Source organism: Caloranaerobacter sp. TR13, assembly GCF_001316435.1.
GTDB lineage: Bacteria > Bacillota > Clostridia > Tissierellales > Thermohalobacteraceae > Caloranaerobacter.
This window is the reverse complement of the sequence record NZ_JXLL01000005.1, coordinates 68,118-87,282: the sequence shown is the minus strand read 5'-3', so window position 1 is coordinate 87,282 and position 19,165 is coordinate 68,118. Positions and strand designations below refer to the sequence as shown.

Genomic DNA, 19,165 nt, shown 5'->3' with positions numbered 1-19,165 from the left:
TCATCCCTCCTATTTTTCTTCATGTACTGATATTATTTTATCCAATTGTCCATGCCATGTATGATACCATACATCGCCTGTATAATAGTTTACACTTAACATACCTACAGTTTGATTATCTTTATTAACATGGAATGTATAATATCCATAAAATTCATGTCCTTCATTTGCTACAGAAAAATCTTTATTCATAAAACTTTTTACATATTCATCTGCTATTTTTATAGCTCTGTTTCTATCAATCTTTTTTATATTTTGCATATTAAAATTTCTATTACTATAGTTCCACATTCCAGATCCCATCATTCCAAAACCAAACTGAGCATGCATGCCATATTTTTCATTCCACATCATATTTGGTCCTGGTTCAGGATATATATATCCTGTATATGGGTTAACTAACAATTCCATAGCACCTTTTCCTGTATCCTTTTCTTCTACAGATACATAATATTCTGTATCTGTAAATACAAATATGTCACCTATCTCTAAATTTTTGTCATAGCTCTTTAAATAATTATTTATATTTTTCTTAATTTCATCTAATGGCATCTTCTCATTCATATTATCTATATTATTTGAAAAAACATTTGGCATCGCCATCATTCTTGGTGCACCCATCATATTCATCATGCCTGACATACCATTATATCCATTATTCCACATATACCCGTTAACGGTATTATATCTATACCCATTCATTGCTCCTTTAAACATTGAATATTGCCATGCATCTGCTAAAGCTATTGCCCCAGCTGCTAGTGTTATTATTAATATTGAAATCAAAGACCAAGTAATTTTTTTATTTACTCTCATATTAAATACCTCCTTTTCACTTGTTTAAATCCATTTTTATATTTAATATTTCATCTTTTAATTTTAATGCTTCTAACTCTAATTCTTTTGTTTCTAAAGTTTTAATCATATTATCAATTTCATCTAATTCCTTTTGTAACTCATCTTTTCGTTTTTCTAAGCTCTGTATATTTTCTTCAATATTTAGTTTTATACGAATATATTCCTCAGCAGTATCTTCACTTGATTTAACCACTGTTTCTGCTAAAGCTTCTACTCTTTCTTTTTCTTTTTTTAATTCTTCTAATCTTAACGATAATTTTTTCTGGACATTTTGTATTTTTTCTTTAGATTCTTTTAATTTATCTATCTTGTATTTGTATTTATTTTTTTGTTGGTTAATATTATTAACAGTTTCATCTGTTTCTCTATTTTCAGAATTCATTCTTTTTATGCGTATATTTACTAACTCATCAAAAGTTATAGTCATATTATATATTCTTTGTTTATATATACTGTATTCATTATCATCAATAAGACCTTCTGCATACATTTTCTTTAAAACCATCAATTTTTCATCTGTATCGTCTTGTCTATAGTGATTGTGACTATCTGGATTACATGTGCTATATCTTCTTGAATGTTCATAATAATCAAATGCTCTAAATAATCCTCTATGTCCACCGCAACCCATTATTCAACATCTCCTTTTTTTAACCTTAGTTTTAAATTTTCTAATTCTTGTTTTATTTTCTCATCTCTTTGAACTTTATTTAATTCTTCTTCTAAATTGTCTAGCTTATCTAATCCATCAAGGTTTTCTATTTCAATAAGTTCATTCATTGCAGCTACTTTTGCATTTTTTTCTCGAATTTTATTTTCTGCTCTTGTTATTCGCTCATTAATTTCTGTCATATCTGTAGATATTCCTGTAATTATTTCCTTAACTGTTATTTGTGCATCTGCTGCACGATTCATTGCAATTAGCTCTTCTTTTTTAATTTCTAATTGTTTAACACTTGTTTCTAGTTGTTCTTTATTTTGTCTAATTAGTCTTAGTTTTTCCTGTATCTGTTGTATATCTAATGTTATTTTATTCTTTTGTTCTATTAAATCTTGTTTCTTCTCTAATGCGGCTTTTGCTAAATCCTCACGTCCTAATGATATTGATAATTCAGCTTGCTCATCTGCTAGTTTTATTTTACCGTTTATGTCTTCAAGTTCACTCTCTAGCTTCTTTTTAATTGTTGTAACCTCTAAAAGTGACTTTTTAATTTTTTTAATTTGCTCTCTCATTTCTTTAAGTGAAAACTCTAGTGCTTCTTCTGGATTCTCTATTTCATCTAATAATGCATTAGCTTTTGCATTAAAAATTGATTTTAATCTTGTAAATATATCCATTGAGCATCCTCCCTTTCTATCTCTTGTTATGTTCATTATATAACTCATTTGTGAAGAAATTATGAAATTAATATTATTTTAGTTTTTTGTTTTTTATAATCAATCAGCAAATCTATCTTCCTTTTATTGGTTTATTAATATATAATAATTTTATAAATAATCTAAAGGAGGTTACTCTATGAAAAAGCTTATTCGAAATATCATTGTTGTAACGATTATTTCTTTTTTATTCCAATATGCTTGGGAATATTGGCAATGTGGAATTTTTTATACTGTAACTGATTATGGTAACCACACTAGATTAATGTCAAGTGCAACTTTTGGTGACATAGTTATGACATTAATATTGTATGGATTATTAGTGTTAGTAAATCATGATATTAATTGGATAATTAAGAAGTGGAATTTTAAAGAATTTATTATCATTGGGTTATATGCTTTATTTTTAAGCTTTTACTTTGAAATCAGTGCGCTGTATACAGGAAGATGGAGTTATAGTAGCAAAATGCCACTATTCCCAAACACAAACATAGGTTTAGTACCTGTCATTCAGCTTTTAATATTATTCCCTTTAACCTTTTTAATAAGTAAAATTATTATACGATACCTTGAAAGAAAATCTTCTTTTTAAAATAAAGCTTAAAAAAGTGACATCTAGTTATTGATGTCACTTTTTTCTTTGGTAGTTAGATATTATTTTTTCCTTACATTATTATCTTTTTTATTTAATTCACAGCAGTCCATTCTTCCAGTTCCGAAATTCTTTTTATTTGCCTCTTCAATTTTTTTTAATAGTCTTTCAAACCACTTTTTCATGGTTTCTCCTCCTCACATATATTTTATATTTATAATTTTACGCAAATAACGTGCCAAATTATTTAATTGAATATTACACACATTTATTTATTTAATTGTATTATATCCTACAAAATGCATTTTTAACGTGTGTGATATAATACATAATCTCTAACACTAGCAAAAATCCTCGCTCATAAAGAGCGAGGTTAAATTTATCATTTTAAATTATATTTCTCCATTCTGTATAATAATGTATGTCTAGTAATACCTAATAATTTTGCTGCTTTTGTTTGATTGAAATTTGTTTTTTCTAACGCTTGTAATATTAAACTCCTTTCAACTTCTTCTAATGAAATCCCTTCATCAGGTAAACTAAAATAAGTATCAGCAAAATTTTCTCTTCGCTTTATCTCATCAGGTAGTATATTTTCTTCTATTTCTTCTCCTGATGAAAGAATTACACATCTCTCTATTACATTTTGCAATTCTCTAATATTTCCCTTCCAATCATATTGTATAAATTTATCTAAGACTTTCTTACTTATTCTCATTTTGCGTTTACCCATTTGGCGTGAATACTTTTCTATAAAATAATCTATAAGTACTGGTATATCTTCTTTTCTGTCTCTTAAAGGAGGTATATAAAGAGGTATAACATTTAGCCTATAATACAAATCTTCTCTAAATTTATTCTCTTCAACCATTTTCCTTAAATCTCTATTAGTTGCAGCTATAATCCTAGTATCAATCTTAATAGTCTGTGCTCCTCCAACTCTTTCAAATTCTTTTTCTTGTAAAACTCTTAATAACTTCACTTGCATAGCAGGGCTTATCTCACCTATTTCATCTAAAAATATTGTTCCTCCCTGTGCCCTATCAAATTTTCCTAGCTTACGAGATGTAGCTCCAGTAAAAGCTCCCTTTTCATAACCGAATAATTCACTTTCTAATAAACTTTCTGGCAATGCTGCACAATTTATTTTTATAAATGGACCATTTTTTCTTTTACTATACTCATGAATTGCATTTGCTATCAATTCTTTGCCTGTACCACTCTCACCTAATATTAAAACTGTGGCATCAGTCGGAGCAACTTTATGCACTATATCTAACACTGCTTCCATTTTACTACTCTTATATATTATCGTGCCTGTATTTTCCTTTATTTTTTCTTTCAAATAATTAACTTCATCATTTAAATTTTTATAGTCAAGTGCCTTTTTAATTACTATTTTCAGCTCATCTATATCAAAAGGCTTTGATATATAGTCTAATGCTCCTATTTTCATAGCTTCTACTGCCGTTTGTGTAGTACCATGAGCAGTTAGAATAATAACTGGTATTTTGGAATTATATTCTTTAATTCTCCTTAAAGCTTCAATACCATCCATTTCTGGCATTTTTAAATCAAGCAACACTAAACTAGGCTCTTTTTCTATAAAAACTTCAACTGCTTTCCTACCATTTTCTGCCGTTATAATATCGTATCCTTCTTTACTTAATGCTCTCTTAAGGGCCCATATCATATTTTTTTCATCATCAGCTATAAGGATTCTTTTATTCACTATATTCACCTACTTTTTTGAAATAAAAGCAAGTATACATGATTCAAATTATTTGCAATATACTTAACTATATCATACATTATATAAACACTTTAATACAACTTAATATAAATAATTTTTAAGCTTCCTTAAGATATATACATTTTATCCTTTCTTCATCTAATTGATTTGGAGGCCCATCAAATACTATCTTACCTTTATTTATACCAATTATTCGTGTTGAAAATCTTTTTGCCAACTCAATACTATGAAGGTTTATAATCATCGTAATATTTTTTTCTTTGTTAATCTTTTTTAATAACTCCATTACAAATACAGAAGTTATTGGATCTAAACTAGAAACAGGCTCATCTCCCAATATTATGTCAGGTTCTTGAACTAATGCTCTTGCTATACCTACTCTCTGTTGCTGCCCACCACTTAAATCCCTAACTTTTACACTCATATATTTTTCTAATTCTACTGTTTTCAATGCTATTTTTGCCATTTCTATTTCTTTTTCATCAAATTTCTTGCCTAAAATTTCAATAAATGACTTATATCCAAATCTTCCAACTAATACATTAGTTATTACATCTAATCTATCTATTAGATTATAATTTTGAAATATCATTCCTACCCTTTGCCTATATTTTTTTAACTTTCCTTTATTAAACTCAAGTATATCTTCTCCATTAAAAAAAATATTTCCTAAAGTAGGTTCTATTAGACGATTAATACATCTAATTAATGTAGATTTACCCGACCCACTTAGTCCAAGTACGCTAATAAATTCACCTTTTTCAATCGATAAAGATATACCTTTTAAAGCATAATCTTTACTAGTATCATACCTTTTATACAAATCTTTTATTTCTAACTGCATTATATCACCCTTTGTCTTATATATCCTCCTAAATAATCAATTATAACTACCATTATCATAATTACTATTACATCTACTGCTACCTTATTGTATTGAAAGATCCTAAAATGAATACTTAAAAGCTGTCCAATTCCACCTGCTCCAACTAACCCCAATACCAAAGAGGATCTTACACTAACTTCTAATCTATAAAAAGCATTTGATAAAATAACAGGAATTATTTGTGGTAATATACCATAAATAATAACAGCATAATTATCAGCACCTGTAGATTTTACTGCTTCTTGAGGTCCTATATCTGCAGCTTCAATTATCTCTGATATCATCTTGCCTAGAACCCCTATATTGTGAATAGTTAGCGCTAATACCCCTGCAAACGGTCCCAAACTAACTGTAGGTACAAATATAAGAGCAAAAACTATTTCAGGGACTGAACGAAGAAAGCTTAAAAAGCTTCTTGTTACATTAAATAAGAATAAGTTAGGAGTAGTATTAAATGCTGCTAAAAAGCTTAATGGCAATGCAATAATTATAGCTAAAAAAGTACCCATTATTGCAATTTGTATAGTAGTAATAGATTCTTTAATAACTATAGGTAATATACTCCAATCAGGTTTTAAGAAGCTTTTTTTAACAAAATCGATAGTATTCCCCAAATCTCTAAAAAGCAGTGGGTTGAACTCTGTACCCACTGCACTCCAAATCAAAACTAACATAATAATGACTGTTATAATATGTTTCTTATTAAAATTTAAATGCACTTTCATATTTGATCCCTCTTTTTTTATAATCCATTTGTGAATAATTTTGAATATAATTTGCACAATGGATTTCAACAAAATCTACCTTAATTTATTTAAATCGAAGATTTTGTTATATCCTTCCTGCTTCTTTTGCTGCTTTTCTTATTGGCTCATAATCTTTATCATTAGCTCTAGTAAATCCATCAGCTCCGAATACATCTAATATTTCTTGGTCCTTAATTTCTAAAAATGCTTGTATAAGCTTTTCCTTTAATTCCACAGGAAAACCATTTTTTACTGCCCAAGGATATTGAAATAACTTATTGGACTTCCAAATAACTTTGAATTTACTTGCATCTATTACATTATTTTTCTTCATTATTTCAAATATTGCACTATCTATTGCTCCAGCATCCATTTTCTTATTTTCTATAGCTTTTGCTGTTGCATCGTGGCTACCAGTATAAACTACATTTTTAAAATCATAGTCTATTTCACTTCTAAATACACCAAGTTCTTTAAACTTAATACTTGGAATTAAAGACCCTGAAGTAGAATTAGGATCTCCAAAAGCAAACTCTACATTTTTAACATCTTTTATAAGATCTTCAATACTGTTATATGGAGAATCATTTGGAACTATTATGTACGAATAATAATAAGGTTCACCGTTAATAAGCATTGTAACTATAGCTTCTGCATTACTTTTTTCATGAGCTATTACATAAGTTAAAGGTCCGAAATAAGCTAAATCAACCTTTCCATAATTCATAGCTTCAACAACTCCATTATAGTCTGAATACACATTAACCTCTACATTCATATTTAACTTATTGCTTAAATACCTCCCCAACTTATCCATTGCAGCTTTCATCTTTCCTTGATTCTGAGCTGGTATAACTCCGATAACTAATTTATCTTGACTTATTTGTTGTTCATTATTAACGCTAGTACTATCATTACTACAAGCTAATAATGAAAAAGTTAAACTCAATACTAAAACAATTAATAATATTTTTTTCATTCGTTTTTTCCACCTTTCCCTATCGATTTAGTCGGACATTTCATATTTATTATATTTGTTAAAAGCATTAATATCTAATAGTTTTTTTCTATAACTATTTTAAAAAATATAATTTTTATTAATAGGAAAAATTTGGTTATATATTGAAACTAATAAAAAAATATGATAAACTAATTCCTACTATTCCTATATGTTTTTGAGTATTTATGTTATAATATAAATCAAACTAATATATTTTATATATTAACATTGTGATTTCTAATTTGAGAGGAGGTTAAATATGCCTGACTTTAATAAATTATTTGACGAATGGGCTAAATCTTATGATAAAACTGTATATGGTACTGATAATGAATATGTAGAAGTTTTCCAAAACTATGAAGATATTCTTAAATATATATCAGATGAAGTTGCAGATAAAAACGGTATAATCGTTGAAATAGGTGTAGGAACTGGAAATTTAACTAAATTGCTTTATGAAAAAAATTTAAATGTAGTTGGAATTGAACCATCTAAAGAAATGAGAAAAATAGCTAAAGAAAAATTGCCAAATATAGATATCTTAGATGGACATTTTTTATCAATACCTATAGATAAAAAAGTAGATGCAATAGTTACTTCATATGCTTTCCACCATTTAACTTATGATGAAAAAAAGAAAGCCTTAGAATATCTTGATAAAAAATTGAATAATAATGGAAAGATAGTAATTGCCGATACTATGTTTGAATCCATTGAATACAAAAAAAACTTATTAAAATATGTAGAATTAAATGAATGTTTTAATCTTCTTAATGACTTAAAAACTGAATATTACGAGCTATTAGATGACTTATGTGTTCTATTTAAAGAATTAAACTACTCTTATTCATTAAAAAAGATGAATAAATACGTATGGGTAATATCTGCTGTAAAAGGAGGTTATTAAATATGGAAAATATAATTGTTGAAAGCTTTAAGCTAGACCATACTAAAGTAAAAGCTCCATATGTAAGGAAATGTGGAGTTATTACAACACCTAAAGGAGACAGTATTTCAAAGTTTGATTTAAGATTTACACAGCCTAATCTTGAAGCAATACCTACAGGAGCTGTTCATGCAATAGAACACTTATTAGCAGGTTTTATTAGAGAAGAACTTGATAATGTTGTAGACATATCTCCTATGGGATGTCGAACAGGTTTTTATTTAATAATTGTTGGTGAAATAAACGAAAACGAAGTAGCACTTGCACTTATAAAATCTTTAGAGAAAATTCTATTAGCTAAAGAAATTCCAGCAGTAAATCCAATACAATGTGGGAATTATAGAGATATGTCACTATTTGGAGCTAAAGAATATTCTAAGCAAGTATTAAATGGCCTTAAAGAAAAATATATGAAGGAGGAATAAAATGAAATTTAATTCGCTTGTAATTCATGGTGGTATAGATGGAGACGAAAAAACAGGAGCAGTTACTGTTCCTATTTATCAAACTTCAACATATCGTCAAAAAAGAGTTGGGCAGCACAGTGGATATGAGTACTCAAGAACAGGTAATCCAACACGTGAAGCTTTAGAAAAACTAATTTCAGATTTAGAAGGTGGTTTTAGAGGTTTTGCATTTAGTTCTGGTATGGCAGCTATATCTTCAGTTTTAATGTTATTTAAATCAGGTGACCATATAATTTTAAGTGACGATGTTTATGGAGGAACATTTAGAGTTGTAGATAAAGTTTTTAAAAATTTTGGTTTAGAATATGATTTTATTAATACTAGTGATACAAACAATATATCTAAATATATAAAAGAAAATACAAAAGCTATCTATATAGAAACACCTACAAACCCTCTAATGAAATTAACAGATATTAAACAGGTTGCTAAAATAGCAAAAGAAAATAATTTACTTCTTATTGTTGATAATACATTTATGACTCCATATCTGCAAAAACCTATTGAGTTAGGAGCAGATATTGTAATTCATAGTGCAACAAAGTACCTAGGTGGCCATAGTGACTTAGTTGCAGGTTTAGTTATCGTAAATAACGAAGAACTTGGAGATAAAATGCACTTTATTCAAAATTCAGTAGGTGCAATACTTGGACCTTTTGATAGTTGGCTTTTAATTAAAGGTATTAAGACGCTTCATGTACGTATGGATAGACACTGTGAAAATGCTGAAAAAATAGTTAAGTGGCTTAAAGAACAAGAATGGGTTAAGAAAATATATTATCCAGGTATTGACATAAATAAAAATGAACTTATGCAAATGAAAAAATTTGGTGGAATGATTTCATTCGAAGTTGCTAATGAAGAATATCTAAATAAACTACTATCAAATTTAGAAGTTATTACACTAGCAGAAAGTCTTGGAGGAATTGAAAGCTTAATTTCTGTTCCTGCCAAAATGACTCATGCTTCAATCCCAGCAGAGATTAGAGCTGAGCTTGGTATAACTGATACATTAGTTAGACTTTCAGTAGGTATTGAAGACGTTGAAGATATTATTAATGATTTAGATATAACTTCTAAAAAAATATAGCCTGACTATGTCGGGCTATTTTTTTATTGCTGCATCATCTAAAAACGATAAATATACACTTTCTCCTACAAACCATTCCTTGTCATTATTACTTAAAACATCAGCTTGTATTACACTATTTTTAACTTTTACATAATACGTTACAAATGCGCCCATAAACTGTTTCTGCAATACTAAGCCTTGATATTTTCCATCTAGCTCAGAAAGTTTAACATTCTCTGGCCTAACTATAATCTTTTCTCCACTTTCAGCTTTTATTATATTAATCCTTCCTATAAAGTCAGCTACAAATTGACTTTTAGGATGACAATAAATATCTTTTGGTGTTCCTACTTGTTCTACTTTTCCTTTATTCATTATTACAATTCTATCTGAAATACTAAGAGCCTCTTCTTGATCATGAGTTACATATAGCATGGTAATACCTAATTGAAACTGTATATTCTTAATTTCATTTCTCATTTTAATCCTTAATTTTGCATCTAAATTACTTAGAGGCTCATCTAATAATAAAACTTTAGGATTCATTATAAGAGCTCTTGCTAAAGCAACTCTTTGTTGCTCTCCTCCACTTAATTGTGAAATATCTTTATGGCTATAATGTTTTAACCCTACTATTTCAAGCATATTTTCTCCTTTTAATAAAGCTTCCTTTTTGCCAATCCCCTTATATTTCAAACCATATATTACATTCTGAATTACATTCATGTGCGGAAAAAGAGCATAGCTTTGAAACACAGTTGAAGTAGGTCTTTTATTAGGAGGATAATTAGTTATATCTACATCATCAAGAATTATTGAACCTTTAGTAGGAGATAAAAACCCACCTATCATCTTTAATGTCGTGGTTTTCCCACACCCACTAGGCCCTAATATTGAAACTAGTTCTCCCTTATTAATGTCTAAATTTAAATCTTTAACAGCATAAATTGAATCAAACTCTTTGGTTAATTGTCTCAATTGTAGATACATACTGCGTCCCCCCATTACTACTGTAAGAATTTTTCTTTTTCTTTAAAACCAACCAAGAAAAGCTAATATTTATTATTAATACAGAAATAATAATCAAATTAGCAAAAACAGCCCCAAGTCCAATGTCTCCATTCTTAATAGCATCAAACATCTCTACAGTTGCAACTTTAGATTCAGGTGAAACAAGAAAAATAATTGCTCCGATTGTTGTCATAGTTGCAGTAAAAGTATTTATAAAACTTACTAAAAACGCAGGCTTAACAGCTGGCATAATAATATCTTTAAGAACGTGAAGTTCTCGTGCTCCCAAATCCATTGCGCTGTATTCCAATTCGGGATTTAACTGACTTAAAACCGCTGTTCCAGCTTTTGTCCCTATAGGTAGCTGACGATAAATACAATTGACTACAACGATAAAAGCAGTTCCTGTAAAAGCTAAAGGATAATCATGAAAAGCTAATATATAACCTATACCAAAAAAAGTACCTGGTATCATAAATGGTAATGTTGCAATAAAATCTATCATCTGCCAACCAATAATCTTTTTTCTTTCAGTAATATATGATATAAGTATTCCTACAGCACTACCTAACAACCCAGCAATCAGAGAATATTTAAGACTGCGAACAAAACTATTTAATCTCCTAATATTTAATGCCTTCACATGTCTTAAACTTAGAGAAAAATCTACTCCCCAAGTCTTGGCAAAAGCACCATAAAAAATAGTTAAATATTTTAACACCATTAGTATTACAAAGGACCAAGTAATTACAGCTAAAAAAATATTAATCCATCTAGATAATTTTATCTCACGATCTCCCAAACTAACAGTTTTTGTTGAAAAAAACTGTGACTTACCCATAATAAAACGATAAACAATAAATATTACTAACGCAGGTAATAGAAGTAATGTACTCATAGCAGCAGCCTTTGGCATATTATATAGCCCAATAACATTTAAATATGCCTCTGTTGCTAATACGCTAAATCCTCCTCCAATAATAATCGGTGTACCAAAATCAGAAAGAGACCTTATAAAAACAAGCAATACAGTAGCTATAATTCCTGGCTTAGCTAATGGTATAGTTACTTTCATTAATGTTTGAAAACTACTAGCTCCCAGATCCATTGATGCCTGTTCAAGACTTCTATCAATCCCTCTTAAAACACCAATAATCAACAAAGCCGCTAAAGAAGTAAACCCTATAGATTGCATCAATACAATACCATGCCATCCATATGGATTTACAGATAAGCCAAGCAATTTATAAGTTATTATACCTCTTTTGCCAAATAGCATTATATATGCTAATGAAGAAACAAATGGAGGAGAAATCATCGTCAACAATAATATAGAAAAAACTACTCTTTTCCCTCTATTATTTGAATGTGTTATAAATAAAGCTATACATAAACCTAAAAATACAGCTAGTAAAGTCGAAAGTAACGCAATAAACAAACTATTAATTAATAGCTGCCTATTTTCTGTGAATATTTGTTTATAATTGCTAAGATCTAATATTCCATTATAATAAACACTTTCAAATAATACAGCTACTATAGGCCAAAGTATAAAAATTAATAATCCACTAATTACTAGCAGATAAATAGCTATTCTAAAAAAATTATGAAATGGGGTATCTAATTTAGATACCCCAGAATATCTAGTTGCCAAATCTTTGTTTCCATTCTTCAACAATAGAATCCCTCTCTTTTCCAGCAACTTCAAAGTTTATATCCATTAATTTAGCATCTTTAATCCCTTTCAATACTTCAGGTAACTCTATACCTTCTCTTGTAGGTACCCTAGGACAATTATCTCTTAGTACTTTTTGGCCTTTCTCAGATAAACACCAATCAACAAATGCCTTGGCTCCTTCTAAGTTTTCAGCTCCTTTTAATATTGCAACTGGAGATGGCCACCATGGAGTCCCATCCTTAGGAAATACTGATACTATTGGATATCCCTCCGCTTTTAGTTTTTCACCTGTATCAGGAGCTAATCCAACTATAACTTCTCCTAAAGCTGCTTTCTTTGGAGGTTCACTACCTCTCTTTGCATAATATGGTATGTTTTTATCTAACTCTTCTAAATATGCCCAACCTTTTTCTTTCCCCATTGTTTGTAAAATGCAACTTAATATAGTATAAGCTGTACCTGATATTGACGGATTAGACATTAATATCTCATCTTTAAATTCTGGTTTTAATAAGTCCGTCCATTTTTGAGGTATTTCAATGCCTTTTTCTTTACTTACTTGTTCATTAACTATAAAGTTAACTGTTACTAAAGAAACTCCAGTCCAATATCCATCTTTGTCTTTAAATTGAACAGGAACCTTTTCTGCTTCTTTAGATACATATTTTTCTAATAACCCGTCGTTTTTAGCAGCTATAAAACTGTCTACTCCACCACCAAACCATACATCTGCTAACGGCTTACCTTTTTCTGCTCTAATACGTGCTAAAACTTCACCTGAAGACATCCCTAAATACTCAACTTTTATACCTGTATCCTTTTCAAATTCTGAAAAAATCTGATCCTTGCCACCATAAGCAGCAAACACCTTAATAGTTGTACCTTTTAGAGAATTTGTACTTGCATTTGTTTCAGTATTAGTTGCTTTCTCACTATTAGTACCACAACCAATAACAAGCAAAGATAACATTGCGATAATTAGAATTAATGATAGGCTTTTCTTCATATCCTTTCCTCCTTCAAAAATTTAATCTCTTGAAAACTGTTTATATCTACACATTTCACAGGTGAAACTTTCCTGTGTTTAATAGCATCAATTAAATCTTTTTCATCTCTTATTCCATCAGGAAACAAAGTAGCATATCTTCCTATTCTTTCAAGTTTATGAGCATCACTACCACCTAAACAAGGCAAGCTTAACTCTTTTGCTAAATCAAAAGCTTTAATATTTTGAAATAATTCTGTATTGCCATTGAAAACCTCTATCCCTGATAATCTGCCTAACCTTCTTATATTATCACCCATACCTCGTCCATTATCTCTATAAGGATGAGCACTAATTGCAATACCACCTGCTTTTGAAACTAATGAAATCAATTCATTTGCACTCATTTTTTGTTTTGGAACTTCTTCCAACCCAAAAACTAACAAATCTCCTTCATAAGTTAAAATCTCTACACCAACAATAACTAAAAAATCATGTTTCCTAGACAATTCTATTGCTTTATAAGTTATATCTTTACTTTCATGATCTGTAATACAAATCCCATCAAGTCCAATAGACTTTGCCTTTACAATAGCCTCTTCTAATTCAATATCGCTACATGACGAATATTCTTTAGTATGTATATGTATATCTATCAGCACAATACATCACCCTTCCAACATGGACATTTTAAAGTAATCATATTACTTTTACAAATTGAGTTTTTTTATACTTAATCTTATTTAAATAAAAATTATTTATAGTAATTAATTGCAATAATTTAATCAAAAGCACACTATTAAACATGAGAATAAATGCTGAATACTTATGAATAATAACTTTATATGTTGTAAAAAATAACTCAAGGAGGTGGTTTAATGCAAATTAGTCAAAAAGAAAGAATGCTTTTAGAAGACCAAAAAAATCAAGAAGAAATATGCGTAAAAAAATATCAAAATTATGCTAATCAAGCACAAGATCCACAATTAAAACAGTTATTTAATAAAATTGCGACCGAGGAACAACATCATTATGACATTATTAATCAAATACTTAATGGTCAACAGCCTAACCTTAATCACCCACAACCAAATCAACCTATGCCTCAAGGAGGCCAAATACAACAAACTAGTCCTCAAAGCACTATGAATAATCTTGCAGATAAAGTTTTATGTAGCGATCTATTGGCTACTGAAAAACATGTATCAGGAACTTATGATACTGTAATATTCGAATGTGCAAATCCAACTATTAGGCAAGCACTTCAACATATACAAAAAGATGAGCAACACCATGGAAAAGAACTTTTCGATTATATGAATAGCCATGGAATGTATAATGTTAAATAAGTTCTTTTAATAATTTAAGTTAATTTTTTGTAGTATGTTATAAATTATTCGAATATATAGACAACAGTCTGCATATTTGTTATAATAATGACAAATGATTCTGCTATGATGGTTTTCCGTCATGGTGGATAAATAAAAATCCAACCTAATTACGAGGATTTTCCGAGTAAAAGGGGAAGGAATCATAACACGATTTTCATAGTGCCTAGAGACATTTATTATATGTCATTTCTTAGTACGATAGATGATAGAAATAGGCTTTTGACTAGTGTATGTAAAAACCTTCCGTATTTTACGGAAGGTTTTTTTAGCATAAGGAGGTGTGCTATGAAAAATAGAATAGGCGTTATAGGTATTGTTGTAGAAAATATAGAAAATGCAGATAAAGTAAACTCAATACTCCACGACTATGCAAACATCATTATTGGAAGAATGGGAGTGCCATATAGAGAAAAAAACGTTTCAGTTATTTCTCTTATAGTTGATGGAACTTCTGATGAAATAAGTGCTATGACAGGCAAACTAGGAAAAGTAAAAGGCGTAAACGTTAAATCAGCATTAACAAAAGTTAAAATAACGTAATTTAATAATTTCAATCAGTTTTTACTTAAATCTAATTAATCTATAGGGGGTTTTAAAAAAATGAAAGAATATAGAGCTGAAGATTTTATTGTACATTCTGAAATTCTTGAATCTATAGAATATGGTAAGAAAAAAGCACAAGATAAAGAATATGTTAGAAGCATTTTAGAAAAAGCAAAAACATGCAAAGGGTTAACTCATAGAGAAGCAGCTGTATTACTTAACATAGAAGATGAAGATATATTAGAAGAAATGTACAAGACAGCAAGACATATTAAAGAAACAATATATGGTAAAAGAATAGTTCTTTTTGCACCTTTATATGTAAGCAATTATTGCGTTAATAACTGCGAATATTGTGGATATAAACACTCAAACAAAAACTTTAAAAGAAAAAAACTAACTATGCAAGAACTTGAGGAAGAAGTTAAAGTCCTAGAATCTCTAGGACATAAGAGACTAGCTTTAGAAGCAGGTGAAGACCCTGTAAATTGTACTTTAGATTATATTATCGATTGTATAAAAACTATTTATTCAATAAAATTTGATAATGGAAGTATTAGAAGAATTAATGTTAATATAGCAGCTACAACTGTAGAGAATTATAAAAGATTAAAGGAAGCTGAAATAGGAACATACATCTTATTCCAAGAAACATATCATAAACCAACATATGAAAAAGTTCATCCAAAAGGACCTAAACATGATTATAACTGGCACACAACAGCTATGGACAGAGCTTTTCAAGCAGGAATTGATGATGTAGGTCTAGGTGTTCTTTACGGACTTTATGATTATAAATACGAAACAATCGCACTATTAATGCATGCTGAACATCTAGATAGTGTTTACGGAGTAGGTCCTCATACAATATCCGTTCCGAGATTAAGACCTGCAGAGGGTGTTGATATAAATAATTACCCATATCTTGTTTCAGATGACGACTTCAAAAAAATTGTTGCAATTATTAGATTAGCTGTGCCTTATACTGGAATGATACTTTCAACTAGAGAAGCTCCAAAGTATAGAGATGAAGTTTTATCTCTTGGTATATCACAAATTAGTGCTGGTTCATGTACAGGGGTAGGAGGTTATGTTGAAGAATATCAACACAAACATCACGATGATGAGAAACCTCAATTTGAAGTAGAAGATCATCGTTCACCAATAGAAATTTTAAAAAGCTTATGCAAATCTGGTTATATACCAAGCTATTGTACAGCTTGCTACAGAGAAGGTAGAACTGGTGAAAGATTCATGGCACTAGCTAAAGCTGGACAAATTCATAACGTATGTTTACCTAATGCACTATTAACTTTTAAAGAATTCTTACTAGATTATGCTGATGAAGAATTAAAAGAACTTGGAAGAAAAACTATAAAAGAAGCTATAAAACAAATACCTAAAGAATCTGCAAGAAAAGCTACAATCAAGTATTTAGAAAGAATAGAAAACGGTGAAAGAGACCTTAGATTCTAATATCTTAAGCACCTAGATTAACTTAATCTAGGTGCTTTAATTATGATTATTTAACATATATTAATGATAATACATATAAGTATTACAAAGAATGTACTGATTTTAACCTTAATAATATCTAGTTAAATATCTACAGGAGGTTGCAAAATGTGAAAAATCAATATCATCCTGTTAACAAATCATTAGATAATTTTATAGTCAAAAAATTGCTTAAAAGATATAAAAAACTAATATTAGACAATAGTTTTGTTTATCCAAGTGTTTCAATAATTACATGCACTATGCGTCCAAATTATATTGATAATGTCTTCAATAATTATGCAAGACAAGATTACGAGAAAAAAGAATTAATTATAATCTTAAATAATAATTATATGGATATTAATTTATGGAAAGAAAAAGCCAGTCAATATAAAAATGTTAAAGTTTTTCAATTAGATGAAAAAACTTCTCTAGGGGAATGTTTAAACTTCGGAGTTAAACAGTCAAATAACGAAATAATTGCAAAATTTGATGACGATGATTACTATGGTCCAAAATATTTGAGAGAATCGGTAAAAGCTTTTAGTTATACTAATGCAGGTTTAATTGGAAAAGCAGCGTCCTTTGTATATTTTGAAAAGTATAAAATTTTAGCAATAAGGTCTCCAATGTTAGAAAATCGTTATGTTAAGCATATAGATGGTCCTACTATGCTTATTAAACGTGAGGTTTTCGATAAAGTAAAATTTGCTAATATACCAAGAGGTGTTGACACTCGGTTTTCAAAGGATTGTTTAAAAAAAGGAATTAAGTTATATTCAATAGATAAATTCCATCATGTTTATGTAAGACACAGCTCTAGTTTTGAACATACATGGAAAGTAAGTAATGAAAAACTATTAAGTAGATGTAAAATTGTAAGAAGAAATGTAACAAATTTCTCTAAATATGTAGATGTTTAGAAGTAGAAAGAGGCAAAATCTATCACTGTAGATTTTGCCTCTTTCTACCTATTGAAAAATAAATTATTCCGCTACTTTTAACTTTATTTAAATCTAAAGTATTTCTTCCATCAATAAAAACGGGTTCTTTCATTTTCAACTTAGCCTTTTCTAAATCCATTGAAGATATTTCTTTCCACTCTGTACATATGATTGCACATGAAGACCCTTCTAAACTATCATATAAATTCGCATAATAATTTATATAAGGAAATATTTTCTTTATTTCACCTGAAGCCTTAGGGTCATAACATTTTACTACAGCTTTCATATCTAATAATTCTCTTATTATATACAACGAAGGAGCTTCTCTTATATCATCAGTATCTGGCTTAAAAGTAAGACCTAAAATAGTTATCACTTTGCCTTCTAATTTTTTATAATAATTTAAAAGTATCTTTATAGGTAAAATTCTTTGATTATTATTTACCTCAATAGCACTCTTTACAATCTTAAAATTACATCCATACTTTTCAGCTATTTTCACTAAAGCTTTTGTGTCTTTAGGAAAACATGAACCACCAAAACCTATTCCTGCTTTTAGAAACTCATGCGATATTCTTTTATCTAACCCCATCGCATAAGATATTGCTTCAATATCAGCTCCTACCTTATCACAAAGATTTGCTACTTCGTTAATAAAAGATATTTTTATTGCTAGAAAAGCATTGGAAGCATATTTAATAAGTTCAGCAGTCTCAGGTGTTGTAAATACTATTTGTGTATTAAAAGACTTGTAAAGCTTTTCCATAATCTTTTTAGCTCTTTCAGAATCGAATCCTATTACTATTCTATCTGCATTTAAAAAATCATATATAGCCTTACCTTCTCTCAAAAATTCTGGATTTGATACTACATCAAAATTTTCTTTGTTTACTCCTTTATCTACAAGTAATTGCTTTATATATTTTTGAGTTCCAACAGGTACAGTACTCTTATTTACAATAACCTTGTAGCTTTTAATATATTTACAAATATTTATTATAACTTCATTGACCTGAGATAAATCTACCTCCCAATTTTCTAATGTTGGAGTTCCAACAGCTATAAAAATTACATCAGATTTTTCTACAGCTAGCTTAATATTATCAGTAAATATTATGTTTCTGCTTTGTAAACATTCTTTTAACAATTCTTCTAAACCTTCTTCATATAATGTTGGTATTCCTCTGTTTAGTTTAGCAATCTTCTCTATATCTTTATCAACACATATTACATTATTATTTTTTTTACAAAATCCTAATGCTGATACTAACCCTACATATCCAGCACCTATCACACTAACATTCATAGGTTCACCTTCTTTTACTAACAAATATCCAATATTTAACCTTATAATACATATTATGAATTAAGTATCTTAAAGTGAAAAATATTAAACAAGCCTGATCACAATAGTTT

Annotated in this window: 21 protein-coding genes; 8 read left to right on the top strand and 13 right to left on the bottom strand. The window is 29.0% G+C overall.

From position 1 onward, the window contains the following. Window positions 1–9 precede the first annotated feature (9 nt). Genes TR13x_RS06000 through TR13x_RS05990 form a run of 3 tightly spaced genes read right to left on the bottom strand, consistent with a single transcriptional unit; the run spans window position 10 to window position 2,196 of the window. On the bottom strand, window positions 10–816 hold the full coding sequence (locus tag TR13x_RS06000; RefSeq protein ID WP_054870998.1) for a hypothetical protein: 807 nt from the start codon (window positions 814–816) through the stop codon (window positions 10–12). 16 nt (window positions 817–832) lie between these two features. Further along, complete coding sequence (locus tag TR13x_RS05995) at window positions 833–1,489, bottom strand: hypothetical protein (protein ID WP_054870997.1); 657 nt, start codon at window positions 1,487–1,489, stop codon at window positions 833–835. Then, window positions 1,489–2,196 carry a PspA/IM30 family protein gene (locus TR13x_RS05990; RefSeq protein WP_054870996.1) on the bottom strand — a complete coding sequence of 236 codons (708 nt, stop codon included), beginning with the start codon at window positions 2,194–2,196 and terminating at the stop codon, window positions 1,489–1,491. The genes TR13x_RS05995 and TR13x_RS05990 overlap by 1 nt, the downstream gene beginning before the upstream one ends. A gap of 178 nt (window positions 2,197–2,374) precedes the next feature. Here TR13x_RS05990 and TR13x_RS05985 point away from each other — a divergent pair, with 178 nt between their 5' ends. Then, a complete protein-coding gene (locus tag TR13x_RS05985) occupies window positions 2,375–2,827 on the top strand; it encodes a hypothetical protein (RefSeq protein WP_054870995.1) in 453 nt (150 codons plus the stop codon). Window positions 2,828–2,889: 62 nt separating this feature from the next. Here the strand turns inward: TR13x_RS05985 and TR13x_RS11350 are convergent, their stop codons facing one another. From TR13x_RS11350 to phnD, 5 genes are all read right to left on the bottom strand, one after another. After that, window positions 2,890–3,012: an LDCC motif putative metal-binding protein gene (locus TR13x_RS11350; RefSeq protein ID WP_255351314.1), complete on the bottom strand. Its 123-nt coding sequence runs from the start codon at window positions 3,010–3,012 to the stop codon at window positions 2,890–2,892. A gap of 197 nt (window positions 3,013–3,209) precedes the next feature. Then, on the bottom strand, window positions 3,210–4,559 hold the full coding sequence (locus TR13x_RS05980; protein ID WP_082394807.1) for a sigma-54 dependent transcriptional regulator: 1,350 nt from the start codon (window positions 4,557–4,559) through the stop codon (window positions 3,210–3,212). 118 nt (window positions 4,560–4,677) lie between these two features. Beyond that, a complete protein-coding gene (gene phnC, locus TR13x_RS05975; RefSeq protein ID WP_054870994.1) occupies window positions 4,678–5,424 on the bottom strand; it encodes a phosphonate ABC transporter ATP-binding protein in 747 nt (248 codons plus the stop codon). Next, complete coding sequence (phnE, locus tag TR13x_RS05970; RefSeq protein WP_054870993.1) at window positions 5,424–6,191, bottom strand: phosphonate ABC transporter, permease protein PhnE; 768 nt, start codon at window positions 6,189–6,191, stop codon at window positions 5,424–5,426. The genes phnC and phnE overlap by 1 nt, the downstream gene beginning before the upstream one ends. 106 nt (window positions 6,192–6,297) lie before the next feature. After that, complete coding sequence (gene phnD / locus TR13x_RS05965) at window positions 6,298–7,191, bottom strand: phosphate/phosphite/phosphonate ABC transporter substrate-binding protein (protein ID WP_054870992.1); 894 nt, start codon at window positions 7,189–7,191, stop codon at window positions 6,298–6,300. A 280-nt stretch (window positions 7,192–7,471) separates the two neighbouring features. Here phnD and TR13x_RS05960 point away from each other — a divergent pair, with 280 nt between their 5' ends. The 3 genes from TR13x_RS05960 to TR13x_RS05950 are packed head-to-tail and all read left to right on the top strand — an operon-like array spanning window position 7,472 to window position 9,715. Next, window positions 7,472–8,119 carry a class I SAM-dependent methyltransferase gene (locus TR13x_RS05960; RefSeq protein WP_054870991.1) on the top strand — a complete coding sequence of 216 codons (648 nt, stop codon included), beginning with the start codon at window positions 7,472–7,474 and terminating at the stop codon, window positions 8,117–8,119. Window positions 8,120–8,121: 2 nt separating this feature from the next. Continuing rightward, complete coding sequence (locus TR13x_RS05955; protein ID WP_054870990.1) at window positions 8,122–8,583, top strand: S-ribosylhomocysteine lyase; 462 nt, start codon at window positions 8,122–8,124, stop codon at window positions 8,581–8,583. A 1-nt stretch (window position 8,584) separates the two neighbouring features. Further along, window positions 8,585–9,715, top strand: a complete 1,131-nt coding sequence (locus TR13x_RS05950; protein WP_054870989.1) for a bifunctional cystathionine gamma-lyase/homocysteine desulfhydrase — start codon at window positions 8,585–8,587, stop codon at window positions 9,713–9,715. Between the two features lie 15 nt (window positions 9,716–9,730). On the opposite strand, the gene TR13x_RS05945 is transcribed toward TR13x_RS05950, so the two are convergent. The 4 genes from TR13x_RS05945 to TR13x_RS05930 are packed head-to-tail and all read right to left on the bottom strand — an operon-like array spanning window position 9,731 to window position 14,033. Then, a complete protein-coding gene (locus tag TR13x_RS05945; protein ID WP_054870988.1) occupies window positions 9,731–10,687 on the bottom strand; it encodes an ABC transporter ATP-binding protein in 957 nt (318 codons plus the stop codon). Then, window positions 10,650–12,386, bottom strand: a complete 1,737-nt coding sequence (locus TR13x_RS05940; protein ID WP_242851734.1) for an iron ABC transporter permease — start codon at window positions 12,384–12,386, stop codon at window positions 10,650–10,652. Before TR13x_RS05940 ends, TR13x_RS05945 begins: the two co-directional genes overlap by 38 nt. Continuing rightward, window positions 12,352–13,392 carry an ABC transporter substrate-binding protein gene (locus TR13x_RS05935; protein ID WP_054870987.1) on the bottom strand — a complete coding sequence of 347 codons (1,041 nt, stop codon included), beginning with the start codon at window positions 13,390–13,392 and terminating at the stop codon, window positions 12,352–12,354. The genes TR13x_RS05940 and TR13x_RS05935 overlap by 35 nt, the downstream gene beginning before the upstream one ends. After that, on the bottom strand, window positions 13,389–14,033 hold the full coding sequence (locus TR13x_RS05930; RefSeq protein WP_054870986.1) for a PHP domain-containing protein: 645 nt from the start codon (window positions 14,031–14,033) through the stop codon (window positions 13,389–13,391). Before TR13x_RS05930 ends, TR13x_RS05935 begins: the two co-directional genes overlap by 4 nt. A gap of 216 nt (window positions 14,034–14,249) precedes the next feature. Here TR13x_RS05930 and TR13x_RS05925 point away from each other — a divergent pair, with 216 nt between their 5' ends. From TR13x_RS05925 to TR13x_RS05910, 4 genes are all read left to right on the top strand, one after another. Continuing rightward, on the top strand, window positions 14,250–14,720 hold the full coding sequence (locus tag TR13x_RS05925) for a spore coat protein (RefSeq protein WP_054870985.1): 471 nt from the start codon (window positions 14,250–14,252) through the stop codon (window positions 14,718–14,720). Between the two features lie 327 nt (window positions 14,721–15,047). Further along, entirely contained in the window at window positions 15,048–15,302 is a 255-nt protein-coding gene (locus TR13x_RS05920) for a TM1266 family iron-only hydrogenase system putative regulator (RefSeq protein WP_054870984.1), read from the top strand. 60 nt (window positions 15,303–15,362) lie between these two features. After that, window positions 15,363–16,781, top strand: a complete 1,419-nt coding sequence (gene hydG / locus TR13x_RS05915) for a [FeFe] hydrogenase H-cluster radical SAM maturase HydG (RefSeq protein ID WP_054870983.1) — start codon at window positions 15,363–15,365, stop codon at window positions 16,779–16,781. A gap of 149 nt (window positions 16,782–16,930) precedes the next feature. Further along, window positions 16,931–17,725, top strand: a complete 795-nt coding sequence (locus tag TR13x_RS05910; protein ID WP_054870982.1) for a glycosyltransferase family 2 protein — start codon at window positions 16,931–16,933, stop codon at window positions 17,723–17,725. Between the two features lie 22 nt (window positions 17,726–17,747). Here TR13x_RS05910 and TR13x_RS05905 read toward each other — a convergent pair whose 3' ends face one another. Continuing rightward, window positions 17,748–19,055, bottom strand: a complete 1,308-nt coding sequence (locus tag TR13x_RS05905; RefSeq protein WP_054870981.1) for a UDP-glucose/GDP-mannose dehydrogenase family protein — start codon at window positions 19,053–19,055, stop codon at window positions 17,748–17,750. Window positions 19,056–19,165 lie beyond the last annotated feature (110 nt).